Raw genomic sequence first — 17,218 nt, 5'->3', positions numbered from 1 at the left:
GAACTATGGCTGCACCATTTGATCTGAACGACGACACCGTTGTCGTTGTCATCGGAACCGGCGCCGGCGGCGGCGTTCTTGCCAATGAACTGGCACAAAAAGGCGTCAGTGTGGTCGCCCTGGAAGCGGGGGGACGGTACCTGCCGGAGGACTACGTCAACGACGAGTGGGAGAGTTTCGGACAGCTTGCCTGGGTGGATCCGCGTACGACCAGCGGCGACTGGCGGGTTTCAAAGGACTTTTCGGGCCTTCCCGCCTGGATCGTGAAGGCCGTCGGCGGCACGACCACGCACTGGGCCGGGGCGTCCCTGCGCTTCCAGCCGCATGAATGGAAGGCCGCGACGACCTACGGCGATGTCCAGGGCGCAAGCCTGCTCGACTGGCCTATAGATGCCGCGGAGATGGAACCCTGGTACGCCAAGGCCGAAGACAAGCTCGGGGTGACCCGCACGAATGGCAGGCCGGGCCTTCCCGGAAACAACAACTACCTCGTGTTCGAAAAGGGCGCCCGGGAACTCGGCTACAAGGATGTTCATACAGGCCGGATGGCGATCAACGCCGAGGACTTCGACGAGCGTCTGCCTTGCCAGCAAACCGGCTTCTGCTTCCAGGGTTGCAAGTGGGGCGCCAAATGGTCCGCTGCTTATACCGACATTCCCCGGGGCGAGGCGACAGGGAACCTGGAGGTGCGCGAGCGCGCCCATGTTGCCAGGATCCTGCACAATCCGGACGGGAAGGTGACCGGGGTCGAATATTTCGACAAGGACGGCAACCTGCAAATGCAGAAGGCCCGCATTGTCTGCGTCGCCGGCAACTCGTTCGAATCTCCGCGCATGCTGCTCAATTCGGCCTCGACGCTGTTTCCGGACGGACTGGCGAATTCCTCCGGGCAGGTCGGCCGGAACTACATGCGGCACATGACGGGGTCCGTCTATGCCGTGTTCGACAAGCCCGTTCGGATGTGGCGCGGCACCACGATGGCCGGGATCATCCAGGATGAATCGCGCCATGACCCGTCACGCGGGTTCGTTGGCGGCTACGAGATGGAAACGCTTGCGCTGGGCATTCCGTTCATGGCCGCGTTCCTCGACCCGGGCGCCTGGGGCCGCGAATTCACCTCTGCGCTCGACCAGTATGAAAACATGGCCGGGATGTGGCTCGTCGGTGAAGACATGCCGCAGGAGACCAACCGGGTGACGCTCAACCATGACGTCAAGGATCAATGGGGCCTGCCGGTCGCCAATGTGCATTTCAGCGACCACCCCAACGACATCGCGATGCGCAATCATGCCTACCGGCAGGGCGCGGCGGTTTACGAAGCGGTCGGCGCGACGCGCACATTCCCAACGCCGCCGTATCCGTCGACGCATAACCTCGGCACCAACCGCATGTCGGAAAACGCGCGGGACGGGGTGGTGAACAGGTGGGGGCAGACCCATGACATCGCCAACCTGTTCATTTCGGACGGCTCGCAATTCACGACCGGTGCGGCCGAGAACCCGACATTGACCATCGTTGCGCTGGCGATCCGGCAGGCGGATCACATTGCCAGGGAAATGAGTGCAGGCACGCTCTAGCCGCCTGAATATGGAGTTCGGCTCATTTGCAGCGGGCTTCGGCTTCGAACGAACTTCAGATTCACCGCACAAGGGTGTGCTGCGCTGTGAACATCCGGGGGCCTCGCGGCCTCCGGAGTCGATGCTTCATACAACGTTGAACGTCTTTCGCGCGTTGATCCGGGTCAGGCCGGGATCTGCAGGAACAAGAGTTCCCGCCGGATATTCCGGAACCAGCGGCTGCTCGAGGGGCCTTCGCCCGGTTCGCGCTCGCCCGGGCCGTTGTAGTCGAGCCGGTCGTTCATGACACGGGACCCGTCCCAGAAGTCGATATGGTCTCCGGCGGAGCCGTCCGTTCGCTGAAAACAATCCTCGAAATAGATGATGCCCGGACGGCCGGTGATCGCCTGCTCGATCTGTGCGGCGGTGAGCGCGTTGGAGCCGGCTTTGGAGTACCGCCGGAAGGTCCAGAAATCCTGGAGATAGGCGATCAGGCGGGACGCGCTGGCATTGTGCGCCACCCCGGTGCCGCATCTCCTGTTCGACGCGGTATGCGTATAACGGATCCTTGTGCGGTCGAAATGAAAGCCGATATCGCTGCGCATGAGTGCGACGCTCATGCGGATGGCGCACTGGTTGGTAATCCCCTGTCCGCAGGGCAAGCCGTTGACATCCCTGAAGCGGCGGTATTCGCGCAGAAGCACGGCTGCCGTCGGTGTTCTGACCGAGCCGGGTCCCAGCGTCTGGGGGCTTTCGGCGGGAGGCGTGACAACAGGTGCAGGCGTGATGCTGACCGGCACCGGCTGGTGCGGCGCTTCCCGGTCCAGCGCCTGCCAGGTCAGGCGTCCGGCGATGCCGTCACCTCGGCCCTCGTCAGCCTGCCCCTGCATTTCCTGGAACCTGGAAACGGCGGCAACGGTTTCGCCGCCATAGTCGCCGTCAAGCGTTCCGTCCGACCGGATCGAACGCCGCATGGAGGCGGCATTCACGGCTATCAGTGCATTCTGCAAAATGCGGACTGCCTCGGTATCGCGCTCACCACGGCGCATTGGAGGTGCATTTTCCGCAGCGTTGCGAATACGTTGATTGTCCCGGAACAATGGATTCGTGAGTGGCATCGTAGCGTTTCCTCAATGAATTTCCGGATCGCATTAGTTCAGTTACTGAATCAAAGGCGTGATTTTCGTCACGTTTGAGAGCAATAGAGCTTCGGAACTTTTGTTTTCATTTTTTTTTTAGAATATTACGCAAAGGAAATCGAGGCACGCTCGGGATGAGACTGGGTAAACGCTGCCAATAAATTTTCGCGGAAAACGGCAAGAACCGCCGACAGATCAGATCAAAGAATACAACCTGCAAACGACCGCACGTTGCGTTTTGACTACACGGCCGCGCAGCAACGATGCAAGAAACGTCGAGGCTGGCCTAGATGAGCAGAGACCATGAAATGTAATCTCAAGCAAAAAATTACCCATAGTCAAGTAAATCATATAACGTCGGCTTACAGAAAAGCGTAGCTTAAGATTCCTATAATTACCGCGAGAAAAGTTTTTCCGCGTTTCTTAATAAGGCAGAACGGTTTAGTTAAACTCCAGCCATCCGTATTTTTCTCTTGTTTTGATATCGTAATATTTCACGACAGAAGTGTAATTTTCTCAAATACAGGTTATTAATACTTTTGTACTACCTTGGGTGCATGGCGCTTGTTTGTGCGCTGCACACTCTAGGGAGACTTCAAACGATGTCTACATTGCGAAATGCACTTGTTTCTACGCTGGCCGCATCTCTTATGATGTCGTTCGGTCCGGCGCTTGCTGAAGATGGTGTCAGTGATACCAAGATCCTGTTCGGCCAGGCGGCTGCTCTCGAAGGCCCGGCAGCAGCACTCGGTACCGGTATGAAACTTGGCATTGAGGCAGCTTTTGCAGAGGCGAATGCTGCAGGCGGCGTACATGGCCGCATGATTGAACTGGTCAGCATGGATGACGGCTACGAGCCGGATCGTTCCATCGCTGCGGTGAACACCCTGATCAACGACAAGAAGGTCTTTGGCCTGATCGGTCCTGTCGGAACGCCGACATCCAAGGCGACCCAGCCGATTGCGACCGCCGCCAAGGTCCCGTTTGTCGGTCCCTTTACCGGTGCAGGCTTCCTGCGCGATCCGGCGCATGGCAACATCGTCAACGTCCGCGCAACCTACGCCGCTGAAACCGAGGCATGGATCGAGCATCTGCATGGTGCGCTCGGCCTCGACAAAATCGCCATTCTCTATCAGGACGACGGATTTGGCCGTGTCGGTCTCGCCGGTGTCCAGGCTGCCATGGAAAAGCGTGGGCTGGACCTGGTTGCAGAAGGCACCTACCAGCGCAACACGACGGCTGTGAAGTCCGCCCTGTTGGAAATCCGCAAGGCAAAGCCGCAGGCCGTGGTTATGGTCGGCGCCTACAAGCCGATTGCCGAATTCATCAAGCTTGCCAAGAAGGTCAAGATGGACGCCGAGTTCGTCAACATCTCCTTCGTCGGTTCGAAAGCTCTGTCGGCTGAGCTCGGCGATGCGGGCGAAGGCGTGATCATCTCGCAGGTCGTCCCGTTCCCGTGGGACACGACTGTTCCGCTCGTGAAGGAATACCAGGCTGCGCTGAAAGCAAAGGATCCGTCCGCTGAGCCCGGGTTCGTGACGCTGGAAGGTTACGTTGTCGGTCGCCTGGCTGTCATGGGCCTTGAGAAAGCCGGCAAGGACGTGACCCGTGAGAATTTCCTGAACGCTTACTGGAACACCGGTGACTTCGAAATGGGTGGCGTAACGCTGTCCTTCGGTCAGGATGACAATCAGGGCATGAACGACGTGTTCCTGACGACCATTCAAAAAGACGGCGGTTTCTCGCCGATCGACAAGCCGGCCAGCTAAGCCGGAGGTGTTCGCTGGCCCGGATGCCCGGGCCAGCGAATCTCATTTTTCCATCTGGGGTCAGGTAATAGGGCAGACGTTTGTTCTGAGAGGACTGTCGGGGACATGGCTGGGTACAGAAACATCTTTTCGGGTTTGCTTCCAAAGGGTTCGGCGATGAAGCTGAGAACCCGGGGCAAGCTCTTCTCCGCATTTGCAGGTCTGGTCCTGCTGACCGCGACAGCGATCGGCATCGGGCTTTTTTCGTTTCAGCGGGTGGAGAGCGGTTTTTCGGACCTTTCTGAAAACAGACTGCCCTCGATCGAAAACGCGGCCCAGCTGGCGCTCACCAGTACGGAAGTCGCGACGGCGGCAGCCGCTGTCGCCAACAGCGTTACGCTCCAGTCACAGGAAGTCTCTTTCCGAGCCCTTCAGAATTCGGTGTCCCTGATCGAGCAGATCGAATCCAGTTTTATCGCGTCGGACGCGAACCGGGACATCGTCAACGAGCTGTTTTCGCAGAGCCAGACTTTCCAGGAGCGCCTTGGTGTTCTTGACGAGGCGACGAAAGAGAAAATTGCCGCCCGCGAAGCCAAGGATGCGCGCATGGCGGCCCTGTTCAAAGCCTATGACGGCGTGAACAGCGCGATCACGCCGATCGTGGACGATGCCTATTTCACGGTTGTTCTGGGCGGCGAGGATGCCGCAGCGCAGAGCAGGGACCTGGTCGACAATCTCGCAAACAAGGAAATGGCCAAGCTGAGGCTCTATCTCGAGCTGCGCGCTGAGACAAACCTGCTTGTCGGCCTCGCCGAAACGGTCGCCTTTGTCGATGATCCGGCGTTGCTGACGCTGTTCGAAGACAAGATCATCGCCACTCAGACCAAGATAGCCGAATACCGCGACGAGCTTGCGTCCATGGAACTGGTCACCGGCGCAGAAGAGAATTTCGACCAGCTCACCGCACTCGTTGAAAAGACACTTGCCAAGAGCGGTTCGGGAACGATCTCGTCGCACCAGCAGAAAAAGACGCTTCATGAAGCCATCGGGCTGCAGAAGGCCATCGACGATGCGCTGATCATGCAGATTGACGATCAGCTGTTCACGCTGACGATCGATACCGAAGAGGCTGTCACGGAGAATTCGGCGATCATCTCCGACCTCCTGAACAACCAGGTCGGCCAGCTGAAAACCACGCTCGAAGCGCAGGCATTTGCAAACAAGTTCGTCGCGACCCTCGTTCAGGGCGGCCTCACGGAAGACGCGGCCCTGCTCGTTCCGCTGCAGGAGAAGGTCACCGCCGATGCGAAACACATGCGCGACGGGCTGGATGCGCTGGGGTCCGCAGATATCCAGGCGCAGCTTGAACAGCTGCTTGCCTATGGCGATCCGAAAAACGGGCTTCTCAGCGATCACCTCGAGGAGCTCAGAAGCACCCAGAAGTCGAATGAGCAGGTAACGGAAATGTTCGCCGCGGTCGAGCGCATCGGCCAGTCGGTGGCCTCGCTCATCGAGCTGGAACTGGCGGCCGTCGACCAGGCCACCGAGCAGATCAACGCGCTTCTCGACAACGGATCGATGGCTCTGATCGGGATCGGAATCGCGAGCCTTGTCATCGCCGCTGCCATCGGGCTTTTCGTCGTCGACCGAGGTCTCGTCAAGCCATTGCTGGGTCTCGTCAACATCACGCGCGATCTTGCCGACGGTCATCTTGACGTTCATGTCGCCGGCACCACGCGCAATGACGAAATCGGGGATCTAGCCAAAGCGGTCGAGGTGTTCAAGGAAAATGCCATCGAGCGCAGCAACCTTGAGGCCGTGTCACGCGAAGAGCAAAACGCACAGCTGGAGCGGCAGGCGCGGATCGACACGATGATCACGGAGTTCCGCGACGAGATCGAATCCGTTCTCGGAAACGTGACTGCGAATATGGAGCAGATGCAGGCCACCGCCCAGGTGTTGAGCCAGATCTCCAGCGAAACGACGTCGCAGGCATCCGAGGCGGAAAGCAGTTCGACGGCCGCATCCGACAATGTCGGATCCGTCGCTGCTGCCACCGAGCAGCTGGCGGGATCGATCGCCGAAATCGGCGAGCAGGTCTCGCGGGCGACCGAGATCGTCACCAACGCATCAAGCAGTGCCCGCATGACGACCGAAAAGGTGTCCGAGCTTGCGGAATCGGCGAACAAGATCGGCGAGGTGGTCACCCTGATCCGTGCGATCGCAGAACAGACCAACCTTCTGGCCCTCAATGCCACGATCGAGGCCGCACGGGCCGGCGAGGCCGGGAAAGGCTTTGCCGTGGTCGCTGCCGAGGTGAAGGAACTTGCGACGCAGACGTCGAAGGCAACCGAGGAAATCGCGACCCAGATCGAAGCGATCCAGTCCTCCACCGCCGACTCCGTTGTCGCCATCCAGGAAATCCGCGACACCATGGAGCAGGCCGACGAAACAACGTCAGCCATCGCTGCAGCGGTCGAGGAGCAGGATGCCTCCACGGCGCAGATCTCCCGCAATGTCCGCGATGCGGCGGAAGGAACGCAGGGTGTTGCCAACAACATCTCCGGTGTCATGAACGCGGTTGCCGAGGCGGCTCAATCCGCCGGCCAGGTGGAAGTGGCCTCCAACGAAGTCGCCGATCATGCGCGTCACCTCAAGGGTGTCGTGGACGATTTCCTGGCAAAGGTTGCCGCGGCCTAAGGACATATTCACAGCCGTTGCACTGTCCTTTCAGACGGGCGGGACAATCCAGAAAAAGAAAAAGCGGCACCACGTGCCGCTTTTTTGCTGTCCGGTTTTCGATGTCCGGGTTCTTGGCACCAGCGATGCGGAGCGGATGGATTGATTTCTGAAGCAGTCTTGATATGTTATCGATAACAAATCATCTATCAGGAGCTGACATGAGTTTTGTCCGGGAAACGAAAGTGCTGACCCACCAAGGTGCGCTGGCGGTCTTGCTGGCGGCGGTACAAAAGGCGGAGGCAATGGGGCAGCCCCAGTGCATCGTCATCGTCGATGCAAACGGCGAGGTTCTGGCGGAAATCCGCATGACGGGCGCAAAGTTTCTGAGCCGGAAAAGCGCGCTAGCGAAGGCGCTGACGGCAGCCTCGATCGGCAACGAAACCCTGAGTATCCCGGAAGCTGTGCGCACTGCCATCGGGCTAGCCACCGAAGGCAGGGTCACCGGATTGCCTGGGGGGCTGCCGATCCGGCTTGACGGCGTGCTTCTGGGCGGGATCGGTGTGGGGTCCGGATCGGGCGAACAGGACATCGAGGTGGCGAGGGCCGGGCTGGCCGCCATCGGGGCTTAGCGCCAAAAGCGCGAAGCCCCGGTGGCGTTGAAGCAGGTGATTGTCAGGCGAACGCGATCTGCGCCTTGACGGCCCGGCTTCTGTCGCTCGCAAGTTCAAACGCTTCCACGGCCTGGTCGAGAGGCAGCGTCTGGGTGATGAACGGCTTCACGTCGATCAGGCCCTTCTGCATCAGGCTCACGGCCGTGAAGAACTCTTCGTGAAAGCGGAAGGACCCCTTGAGCTCCAGCTCCTTTGCGGTAATCGCCATCATCGGCAGGCTCATGTCGCCGCCGAGACCGAGCTGGATGATCTTGCCGCCGGGCCGCATGGCAGCAATGCCTGCCGTGAGCGCCGGGGTGGCGCCGGAACATTCAAACAGAACCTCGAAAGTGCCCTTGTCCGCGGTAAAGCGGTCCAGGCCATCTGAATTTTCAGCCATGTTGATCGTCAGATCCGCACCGGCGGTTCTGGCCATGTCCAGCGTGAACGGACTGAGATCCGTTGCAACGATCAGGTCGGCACCGGCTCTGCGGGCGGCCAGTATGCAGAGGATGCCGATGGGGCCGCAGCCGGTGACCAGCACGGATTTACCCATCATGTCCCCGGCCTGCCGGGCGGCATGCAGGCAGACCGACAAGGGTTCGGCCATGGCGGCCTCGCCGGATGTCAGGCCGTCTGCGGGGGCGCATTGCGCTGCGTCGGCCACAAGCACCTGACGGAACGCGCCCTGGATATGCGGGAAGGGCATGGCGCTGCCGTAAAAGCGCATGTTGAGGCACTGATTGTGACGGCCCTCGTTGCAGAAACGGCAATTGCCGCAGGGCCGGGACGGGGAGACGGCAACAAGCTGTCCGACCGAAAGCCCCGTAACGCCGGCGCCGAGCGCGGTGATGTGGCCGGAGACCTCGTGCCCCAGGATCATCGGCTCCTTGAGACGGATCGGGCCGAACCCGCCGTGATTGTAGTAGTGAAGGTCCGAGCCGCATATGCCGCCCGCCGCCAGCCTGACCTGAACTTCTCCCGGACCGGGCTGCTGTTCTTCCTGCTCTTCGATCCGCAGGTCTTTTTCCGCGTGAATGACGATCGATTTCATGGCTGCCTCACAGAACCGGGGTCAGCAGGTCCTCACCTGCAAAATGTGCCTTGAGATTGTCGCGGACCAGCTTGCCCATGGCCTTGCGGGTCTCCACGGTTCCAGATGCATGGTGCGGCTGCAGAAGCACGTTGTCCAGTTCCAGAAAGCGCGGATTGAGAGCGGGTTCACCCTCGAAGACGTCCAGCGCAGCTGCGCCCAGGTTCTTGTTTTCCAGCGCATCCAGCAGTGCAGCCTCATCGATGTTGGATGCCCGGCTGATGTTGATGATCATGCCGTCTGGGCCGACGGCCTCGATGACCTCGCGGTTGACGATGTGGCGTGTCTGCGCGGATGCCGCCAGCGTCACGAACAGGAAATCCGACCGCTTGGCGAGTTCGACGGGATCTGCAATGAACGTCCAGTCCGGTGCATAGTCCTTTGCGGTGATGTCGGAATAGGCGATCTCAAGATCGAAGCCGGCGAGCCTCTTGGCGACCTCGAAGCCGATGCGGCCCAGACCGAGAACGCCGGCGCGTTTGCCCCACACCCTGCTTTTCAGGGGATAGAGGCCCTTTGCCTGCCAGCTGCCGTCCCGGACCCAGGTTTCCGCGCCGATCATGCCGCGCGACTGCACCAGCATCATGGCCACGCCGAGGTCGGCAACATCGTTGGTCAGGACATCGGGCGTGTTGGTGACGCGGATGCCTTTTTCCCGGCAGGCCTCGAGGTCTACGGCGTCGTAGCCGACACCGTAGACGGAAACGACCTCGAGGTTCGGGCAGGCCTCGATCATGGCGCGATTCGCCCCGAGTTCACCCCGCGTCGCGATTCCCCTGATCGAATTGCCGACGCTTTGCAGGAAGGCGGAAGCGTCAGGCGCTTCAAAGTACTTGTGCATGTTGAACGCGTCTTCCAGCGGGATCTGATCCCAGTCGGGGTAGGGGCCGACCTGAAGAATGTCTGGCTTGCTCATTTTGGCTACTCTCGGGTTGACAAGTTATGTTATCGATAACATAACAAAAGAAAGTGTCAATTGTTTCTGTAGAGGAATTCAGATGAGTCTCGCCTTGTTCGACCTGTCCGGCAAACGGGCATTGATCACCGGATCGTCCCAGGGGATCGGTTTTGCGCTCGCCCGCGGCATGGCGCAGGCCGGTGCGGAAATCGTGCTGAACGGACGCGACAGCGCGAAGCTGGCGACAGCATCCGAAACGCTGAAATCGGAAGGTTTCAAGGTCTCAGAACTGGCCTTCGACGTGACCGATCACGATGCCGCACGGAACGCCATCGACGATTTCGAGGCGGGAACGGGCGCAATCGACATCCTGGTGAACAATGCCGGTATGCAGCACCGCACGCCGCTAGAGGATTTCCCGGCGGACGCCTTCGAACGGCTTCTGCAGACCAATATCGCTTCTGTCTTCCATGTCGGGCAGGCGGCCGCCCGGCACATGATCAAGCGCGGACGTGGAAAGATCGTCAACATCTGTTCCGTCCAGACCGCGCTCGCCCGTCCCGGGATCGCGCCCTATACGATGACCAAGGGTGCGGTGGCCAATCTGACCAAGGGCATGGCGACGGACTGGGCCAAATACGGCCTGCAGTGCAACGGCCTGGCGCCGGGATATTTCGACACACCGCTGAATGCAGCCCTCGTCAATGACCCGGAATTCAGCGCATGGCTGGAGAAACGGACGCCTGCCGGGCGCTGGGGCAAGGTGGAGGAACTCGTCGGAACCTGCATCTTCCTGTCTTCGGACGCGTCGTCCTTCGTCAACGGAACCACGGTCTTTGTCGACGGTGGTATCTCGGTGTCGCTGTGAGCGATGTCTACGTGATCATGGGCGTGTCCGGATGCGGCAAGAGCAAGATCGGACAAGCGTTCGCCGAGGCCGCCGGTGCCGACTTTTTCGACGGGGACGATCTGCATCCTGCTGAAAACATTGCCAAGATGAGCCGGGGTGAACCTCTGAACGACGCCGACCGTGCGCCGTGGCTGGACAAGGTCGGCGACCAGCTGGCGCGAGCGCGCGGACCGATGGTGATTGCGTGCTCCGCACTCAAGCGGATCTACCGCGAGCGCATCCGCGCCAGCGCCGGCAAACCGGTCACCTTTCTCTACCTGGAAGGGACGCGTGAGGTGTTGAGCGAACGTATGAAGCATCGCGACGGCCACTTCATGCCGGTCGCCCTTCTCGACAGCCAACTTGCGACGCTGGAACCGCCCGATGCCGATGAACTGACGGTCAAGGCGTCGATCGATCAAGCCCCCGAAGCGGTGGTTGCAGAGCTGCTTTTGAAACTTCAAAGGGAAGCAAAATGAGTGAAAACGTCGCCTTGATAGGCGCCGGCGCCATGGGCGGTGCCATTGGAACGCGTCTTCTGGAAACGGGAAACAGGCTGTGCGTCTTCGATCTCGACAAGGAGAAAGTCGACGTGCTTGTCGCAAAAGGGGCGGTTGCCGCCTCGTCTGCCGCCGATGCGGCCCTGCAGTCCGATTTCGTCATCACGAGCCTCAACTCCGCGCGGATCGTCGACATTGCCGTTTTCGGCAATAGCGGCGTGGCGGCAGGGGCAAAGGAGGGCACGCTGGTGATCGACATGTCGTCGATCGATCCCGAAGCGACCAAGGCCCTTGCGGAAAAAGCCTCGGCCAGCGGCATCCGCTGGGTGGACAGTCCCCTGTCCGGCGGAGCGCCCAAGGCACTGATTGGCGAGTTGACGCTCATGGCCGGCGGCGCCGAGCAGGACGTCAAAGACGCCCACAAGGTGCTCCGGCATGTCAGTTCGAACTACACGCATATGGGGCCCTCAGGTGCCGGTCAGACGACCAAGCTGATCAACCAGGTCCTGTGCGGGCTCGGCTTCCTCGCCGTTGCCGAGGCAACGCAGCTTGCGCTCGACGCCGGTGTCGATGCCGCCAAGATCCCGACCGCGCTCAAGGGGGGGCGCGCCGACAGCGCACTGCTTCAGGAGTACATGCCGCGTTACGTGGAACGCGACTACCGCCGCACCGGCCGGATCGACAACATGGTGAAGGACCTCAACGGTGCGCTCGATCTTGCACGGATCAACAACACGGCCATGCCGCTGACGTCGCTATGCGCGGAGATCCACCGAATGCTGACGGCAGCCGGTCTTGGGGGCGAAGACGAGGCCGTACTGATGGAGTTTTTCAAGGGCCCCGATAAGGAGCAATTCAAATGATCACGCGTTTCGCCTTGTTCGAAGGCAGTGTCAAATCCGGCAAGACGCCCGAGTTCCGGGCCGCCGTCACCGAGCGGCTCGTGCCGCTCTGGCGGCAGTTTCCCGGCAACAGTGATGTGCGGGTGATGTTCGGTGAAGAGCGGGACGAGGGAGCGCCCGAGTTTCCGCTCATACTGGCCATCACCTATCCGGACAAGGAGGCCATGGCCGGCGCATTGCAAAGCGACGCCAGAAACAAGTCGCGCGACGTGACCGGTGAAATCGTCGCCGAATTCTTCGACGGGCGCATCCATCATCATGTGACCGAGGCAAACGAATATACCGGGTAACGACGGACGGGCATCATGCCGGCAACTCCAAATCCTGTGTCTCTCCCTGGCGGGTCCCTCGCTGCGATTGCGGCGGCGGGCCCGTTTTGCGTATTTTGGGTCAACAAGAATCGTGTGAGGGATGAATGCAGCGCGCTGTGACGATGAAGGATGTTGCGCAACAGGCCGGCGTGTCCGTGATGACGGTGAGCCGCGCTTTCAAGCAACATGCTTCCGTGGGTGAAGAGACCCGGAAGCGGATCCTCAAGATTGCCGAAGACCTCGGTTATGTCTTCGACAGCAACGCGGCGACGTTTCGCTCGCAAAGGACCGGATTTGTGGCCGTCGCCATTCCGTCCATCAACAACGCCAACTTCGCCGACACGGTCGGGGCGATGTCGGAAGTCCTCAAGGAAGCTGACCTGCAGGTCCTTCTGGGATACAGCAACTACGACATTCAGGAAGAAGAGGTCATCGTCGAACAGTTCCTGCGGCGGCGGCCCGAAGCGATCGTGCTGACCGGGGGACGGCACACCGAGCGCACACGCCGGTTGCTCGATCGTGCCAACATTCCGGTGATCGAGACCTGGGATCTGCCGGAAGACCCGATCGGCCACGTGGTCGGGTTTTCCAACGCGGCCACGATGCATGACCTGGTCGGACACCTGGTTGCAAGCGGACGCGAACGGATTGCCTTCATCGGCGGCGATACAGACGGGGACACGCGCGGCGCCGACCGCAGACGCGGTTTTATCCGGGCCATGGAGGAAAGATCCCTGTCCGCGGACCGGCTGATCGGTGCGGGCGATCCTCCGATCTCCATGCGCGAAGGTGCGGACGCAATGTCGCTTCTCCTTGAGAAATACCCCGATACGCAGGCCGTGATTTGCGTGTCGGACCTGTCCGCCTTCGGCGCGCTGACAGAGTGTGCCCGCAAGGGTGTGAACGTTCCCGAAGACGTTGCCGTTGCAGGCTTCGGCGCCTACGACATTTCGTCCATTTGCGTGCCGACGCTGACGACGGTCAATCCGCGTCCGGAGGAAATCGGCCGCAGAACCGGGGAACTGATCCGGAAACTGCTGAGAGGTGAGGGCGGTGGCGACGGGGCTCCGGTGCGGATCGGCATCGAGCCTTCATTGAGCATCGGTGAATCGAGCACCTGATCCGCGCGCAGGACGGTCCGTCAGACCGTGTCTCCTGGCACGAGCCGAAAGCCGACATCGCTGACGGCATTGGCGGTATCTCCGGATATCTTCAAAAGCAGGTTTTCCGCGGCGAGCTGCCCTATGCGCAGATGGTTCACCTGGACCGTCGTCAGCCGGTAGGGGAGGACAGAGGCAATCGGCAACTCGCCCCACCCGGCAATGCCGATATCTTCCGGAATGCGGATGCCCTGGGCCTGGCAGAAGTGGACCGCACCAATTGCCATATTGTCGTTCTGAAAGAAAATGACCTCGACATTCGGATCGGACGAGAGCAGCTGTTCCGTACCGTAGAACCCGGGGTAGAACCCGGGAATATCGTTCAGGCAAAGCTGTCTCGTGAGTTTTCCGCCGCCGTCCTCAATGGCCTTTGCATAGCCGTTCAGCCGGGATGTCGCGGCATTGGCCGCATCGTGGGACGTGCCGACATATCCGAAGCGCGCATACCCCTTTGACAGCAGAAAACGGCCCATGTCGTAGCCGCTATCGAAGTGGTTCAGTCCGACGCTCATGTCGATCGGGCTTGAATTGAGGTCCCAGATCTCGACAAGGGGGATGTTGGCGCCTTGCAGGAGCTGTACGGCGCGGGGCGTGTGCGCGCGCCCGGTGAGGATCAGGCCGGCCGGTTTCCACGACAGAACGGTCTCGATCCAGTTTTCTTCCTCGCCCAGTTCATGCTGTGTCATGCCGAGAACCGTCTGATGATTGAAGCTGACAAGCTTGCGGTCGATCCCCTCCAGCACATGTGTGAAAACCTCGTTGCCGAGGTCGGGGATACTGACGCCGACAAAGGTCGTGCTCTTGTCGCCGGCAAAGACGGTCGCGATCCGGTTGGGCAGGTATCCAAGGCGCTCCACTTCGGCCATGACCCTGACCCGGGTCTTTTCCGAATACCCGCCTTCCTCGCGCAGGACCCTGCTGGCGGTCATTTTTGACACGCCTGCCGCCTTGGCGACCTCCGATAGGCTTATCTTGTTGGTTTTGCTTGCTATTTCGGGTCTCGTTAATTTTTACGTTATCGATAACTTTTTTATTGACTTCGATATGTGACAGGCGGATGATAGTCCTACGTTACCGGTAACTCAACTCCGTTATGACAACAAGGCGGAGGTCAGGGGGCAGGTAGCGATCGGGAGGAAACAGTGCCAGGCAGTTTGAAAAACCGTCTCTTCTTTGACGGCATTCAGAAACACTTTGGCGGCACCTATGCCGTCCGCGATGTTTCGCTCTCGATCGATCGGGGCGAGATTGTTGCGCTTCTGGGTGAGAACGGCGCGGGCAAATCCACCCTCATCAAGATACTTGGCGGTATCCACAAGGCGGATGAAGGACGTGTCCTGATCAACGGCGAACCCTACGAGCACCGGCCGGGCGGTTTCGGGCAGCGTCAGGCGGTCGCGTTCATCCACCAGGATCTCGGCATGATCGAATGGATGACGGTTGCCGAGAACATGGCGCTCGCGCTCGGGTTCTCAAAACAGTTCGGGCTGATCAAGTGGAACGACGCGGAGACCTTTGCGGCGGAAGCGCTCGCCAAGGTCGGCTGCGATTTTTGCCCGACAACGCGTGTCCAGGATCTGTCGCGCACCGAGAAGTCCCTGGTTGCCATTGCACGTGCACTTGCCGTCGACTGCGATTTTCTGGTTCTTGACGAACCGACCGCGTCGCTGCCGACCGACGAGGTCGCGCGGCTCTTCGACGCGCTGCGTCCGCTCCGCGACCGCGGCGTCGGCATGATCTACGTTTCCCACCGCCTAGACGAGATCTTCCAGATCGCGGATCGCGTCGCGGTTTTGCGTGACGGTGAACTCGTCGGTGTGCGGGCCATTCAGCACACCACCACCGAAGAACTCGTGCACATGATCGTCGGGCGGAAAACCCGGCAGGTCAGCAAGCTGAACGAAGCTCCGGGCGAGCCGGTTCTGACGGTCCGCGATCTGAAGACGCGTTCGACTGGTCCGGTGGATTTCACACTTCACCGCAACGAACTTGTCGGGCTGGTCGGCCTTCGCGGGGCAGGGCACGAGGAAGTTGCCCGCGCACTTTACGGCCTTGGAGAGCATGCCGGCGAGATCGACCTTGCAGGGGTTGGCGCGCCCGACCTGCGCTCACCGAAAACCGCGCTGGATTCCGGCGTCGGACTGGTTGCCCGCGACAGGACGGAAGAATCCGTCGCGATGCCGCTGACGATCCGTGAAAATACGTTTCTCAATCCCGAGGCAACGGGACGCGGCCTGTTTTCGATCCTGTCGCCGGGCGAGGAAACCCGCATGGCGGAGGAAATCGGCAAGGAAGTCGCCCTCAGCCCGAATGATCAGACCATGGCGATCGAGGCTCTTTCGGGCGGCAATCAGCAGAAAGTGGTGATCGCGCGCTGGCTGGCGACCAAGAGGAAGCTGCTGATCTGTGAGGATCCGACCGCCGGTGTCGATGTCGGCGCGAAGGCGGAAATCTACGCGCTCTTGAACAAGGCGCTTCTTGAGGGGGTCGGCATCCTGCTGGTGTCGACGGACTTCGAGGAAGTCGCAACGATCTGCCACCGGGCAATCGTCTTCAGCCAGGGAAAAATTGTCGGCGAGCTGGCAGGGACCAAGCTGTCGACGGAAAACCTTATCCAGGCCGCGTCGGCCAGCAACGTCGCTGCTGCTTGAGGAATAGAAAATGCAGTCACTTGAATCCAATGCTCTGGAACCAACCAAATCGGAAATCGAAGGTCTTTCGATCCGCGGCAAGCTGCTGCGTTTCCTTCCGGTCTACGGCCTGGTCATCCTGACGCTGTTGCTGATCCTTCTCTTCTCGGTTCTTTTGCCGAAGACCTTTCCGACGCTGCTGAACCTCAGGGCGATCATTTCCGACAAGGCCATCATCGCGCTGCTTTCGCTCGGGGCGATGATCCCGATGGCCGCCGGCCGCATCGACCTGACCGTCGGCTACGGCATCGTGCTCTGGCACATTCTGGCGATCAGCCTGCAGACCCTGCTCGGCATTCCCTGGCCAATGGCCGTGGTGATCGTGCTGATGCTCGGCGCCATGACCGGTTTCTTCAACGGTCTCCTGGTTGAAGTCGCCAAGATCGACAGCTTCATCGCGACGCTCGGAACCGGCACGGTGCTCTACGCAATCGCGCTCTGGCACACCGGAGGCCGCCAGATGGTCGGCGTCTTGCCCGACGGGTTCTATTCCCTCAGCACCACATTCGTTTTCGGGCTTCCGATCACGGGGTACTACCTGATCGCGATCACCGTGTGCATGTGGCTGATTCTCGAATACACCCCGGTCGGCCGCTATCTCTATGCCATCGGCGCGAACCAGCGCGCGGCGCAGCTCAACGGTATTCCGACGCGCAAATACGTGATCGGCGCCTTCATGGCCTCAGGCACGATGACCGCGCTCGCGGGTGTCCTGCTGGCGTCCAAGCTCAGGATCGGTCAGGCGAGTGTCGGACTTGAGTTTCTTCTGCCGGCACTTGTCGGCGCATTTCTCGGATCGACAACGATCAAACCCGGCCGCGTCAATGTCTGGGGCACGGTCGTCGGTGTTGCGATCCTGGCCGTCGGGATCTCCGGCATCCAGCAATTCGGCGGCTCTTTCTGGGTCGAACCCCTCTTTAACGGTGTCACGCTGCTGATCGCAATCGGCATCGCAGGCTATGCGCAGCGCCGGAAAGGCGCTGCGAAAAAGTAGGTTTTT

Annotated in this window: 15 protein-coding genes; 11 read left to right on the top strand and 4 right to left on the bottom strand. The window is 60.4% G+C overall.

Features of this window, described 5'->3' with window-relative positions:
* Positions 1–5: 5 nt before the first annotated feature.
* A complete protein-coding gene (locus ACO07N_RS26890; protein ID WP_421983942.1) occupies positions 6–1,577 on the top strand; it encodes a GMC family oxidoreductase in 1,572 nt (523 codons plus the stop codon).
* Between the two features lie 164 nt (positions 1,578–1,741).
* On the opposite strand, the gene ACO07N_RS26885 is transcribed toward ACO07N_RS26890, so the two are convergent.
* On the bottom strand, positions 1,742–2,674 hold the full coding sequence (locus ACO07N_RS26885) for a T6SS effector amidase Tae4 family protein (protein ID WP_421983941.1): 933 nt from the start codon (positions 2,672–2,674) through the stop codon (positions 1,742–1,744).
* Positions 2,675–3,297: 623 nt separating this feature from the next.
* On the opposite strand from ACO07N_RS26885, the gene ACO07N_RS26880 reads away from it, so the two are divergent.
* From ACO07N_RS26880 to ACO07N_RS26870, 3 genes are all read left to right on the top strand, one after another.
* A complete protein-coding gene (locus ACO07N_RS26880) occupies positions 3,298–4,464 on the top strand; it encodes an ABC transporter substrate-binding protein (protein ID WP_421983940.1) in 1,167 nt (388 codons plus the stop codon).
* Positions 4,465–4,620: 156 nt separating this feature from the next.
* Positions 4,621–7,143 carry a methyl-accepting chemotaxis protein gene (locus ACO07N_RS26875; RefSeq protein ID WP_421983939.1) on the top strand — a complete coding sequence of 841 codons (2,523 nt, stop codon included), beginning with the start codon at positions 4,621–4,623 and terminating at the stop codon, positions 7,141–7,143.
* Between the two features lie 200 nt (positions 7,144–7,343).
* Positions 7,344–7,754, top strand: coding sequence for a GlcG/HbpS family heme-binding protein (locus ACO07N_RS26870; RefSeq protein WP_421983938.1), 411 nt, complete (start codon positions 7,344–7,346; stop codon positions 7,752–7,754).
* 43 nt (positions 7,755–7,797) lie between these two features.
* Here ACO07N_RS26870 and ACO07N_RS26865 read toward each other — a convergent pair whose 3' ends face one another.
* Positions 7,798–8,829 (bottom strand): L-idonate 5-dehydrogenase, encoded by a 1,032-nt coding sequence (locus ACO07N_RS26865; RefSeq protein WP_421983937.1) that lies wholly within the window; start codon positions 8,827–8,829, stop codon positions 7,798–7,800.
* A 7-nt stretch (positions 8,830–8,836) separates the two neighbouring features.
* Positions 8,837–9,784 carry a 2-hydroxyacid dehydrogenase gene (locus tag ACO07N_RS26860; RefSeq protein WP_421983936.1) on the bottom strand — a complete coding sequence of 316 codons (948 nt, stop codon included), beginning with the start codon at positions 9,782–9,784 and terminating at the stop codon, positions 8,837–8,839.
* A gap of 82 nt (positions 9,785–9,866) precedes the next feature.
* Between ACO07N_RS26860 and ACO07N_RS26855 the strand changes: the two genes are divergently transcribed.
* The 5 genes from ACO07N_RS26855 to ACO07N_RS26835 all read left to right on the top strand — a co-directional run bounded on the left by ACO07N_RS26855 (position 9,867) and on the right by ACO07N_RS26835 (position 13,489).
* Positions 9,867–10,634, top strand: a complete 768-nt coding sequence (locus tag ACO07N_RS26855; RefSeq protein WP_421983935.1) for an SDR family oxidoreductase — start codon at positions 9,867–9,869, stop codon at positions 10,632–10,634.
* A gap of 17 nt (positions 10,635–10,651) precedes the next feature.
* The gene (locus ACO07N_RS26850) at positions 10,652–11,134 is read left to right on the top strand and encodes a gluconokinase (protein WP_421984495.1); all 483 of its coding nucleotides are present in this window, start codon (positions 10,652–10,654) and stop codon (positions 11,132–11,134) included.
* A complete protein-coding gene (locus ACO07N_RS26845; RefSeq protein WP_421983934.1) occupies positions 11,131–12,018 on the top strand; it encodes an NAD(P)-dependent oxidoreductase in 888 nt (295 codons plus the stop codon). The genes ACO07N_RS26850 and ACO07N_RS26845 overlap by 4 nt, the downstream gene beginning before the upstream one ends.
* The gene (locus ACO07N_RS26840; RefSeq protein ID WP_421983933.1) at positions 12,015–12,347 is read left to right on the top strand and encodes a hypothetical protein; all 333 of its coding nucleotides are present in this window, start codon (positions 12,015–12,017) and stop codon (positions 12,345–12,347) included. Before ACO07N_RS26845 ends, ACO07N_RS26840 begins: the two co-directional genes overlap by 4 nt.
* Positions 12,348–12,472: 125 nt before the next feature.
* Positions 12,473–13,489 carry a LacI family DNA-binding transcriptional regulator gene (locus tag ACO07N_RS26835; protein ID WP_421983932.1) on the top strand — a complete coding sequence of 339 codons (1,017 nt, stop codon included), beginning with the start codon at positions 12,473–12,475 and terminating at the stop codon, positions 13,487–13,489.
* A gap of 20 nt (positions 13,490–13,509) precedes the next feature.
* On the opposite strand, the gene ACO07N_RS26830 is transcribed toward ACO07N_RS26835, so the two are convergent.
* A complete protein-coding gene (locus tag ACO07N_RS26830; RefSeq protein WP_421984494.1) occupies positions 13,510–14,499 on the bottom strand; it encodes a LacI family DNA-binding transcriptional regulator in 990 nt (329 codons plus the stop codon).
* 171 nt (positions 14,500–14,670) lie between these two features.
* Between ACO07N_RS26830 and ACO07N_RS26825 the strand changes: the two genes are divergently transcribed.
* Together ACO07N_RS26825 and ACO07N_RS26820 are read left to right on the top strand one after the other, a co-directional pair.
* The gene (locus tag ACO07N_RS26825; RefSeq protein WP_421983931.1) at positions 14,671–16,179 is read left to right on the top strand and encodes a sugar ABC transporter ATP-binding protein; all 1,509 of its coding nucleotides are present in this window, start codon (positions 14,671–14,673) and stop codon (positions 16,177–16,179) included.
* 10 nt (positions 16,180–16,189) lie between these two features.
* A complete protein-coding gene (locus ACO07N_RS26820; RefSeq protein WP_421983930.1) occupies positions 16,190–17,212 on the top strand; it encodes an ABC transporter permease in 1,023 nt (340 codons plus the stop codon).
* Positions 17,213–17,218 lie beyond the last annotated feature (6 nt).

Source organism: Roseibium sp. (assembly GCF_965229775.1).
Classification (GTDB): Bacteria; Pseudomonadota; Alphaproteobacteria; order Rhizobiales; family Stappiaceae; genus Roseibium.
Note: the sequence above shows the minus strand (reverse complement) of the source record. Positions and strands in the feature narration are given on the sequence as shown.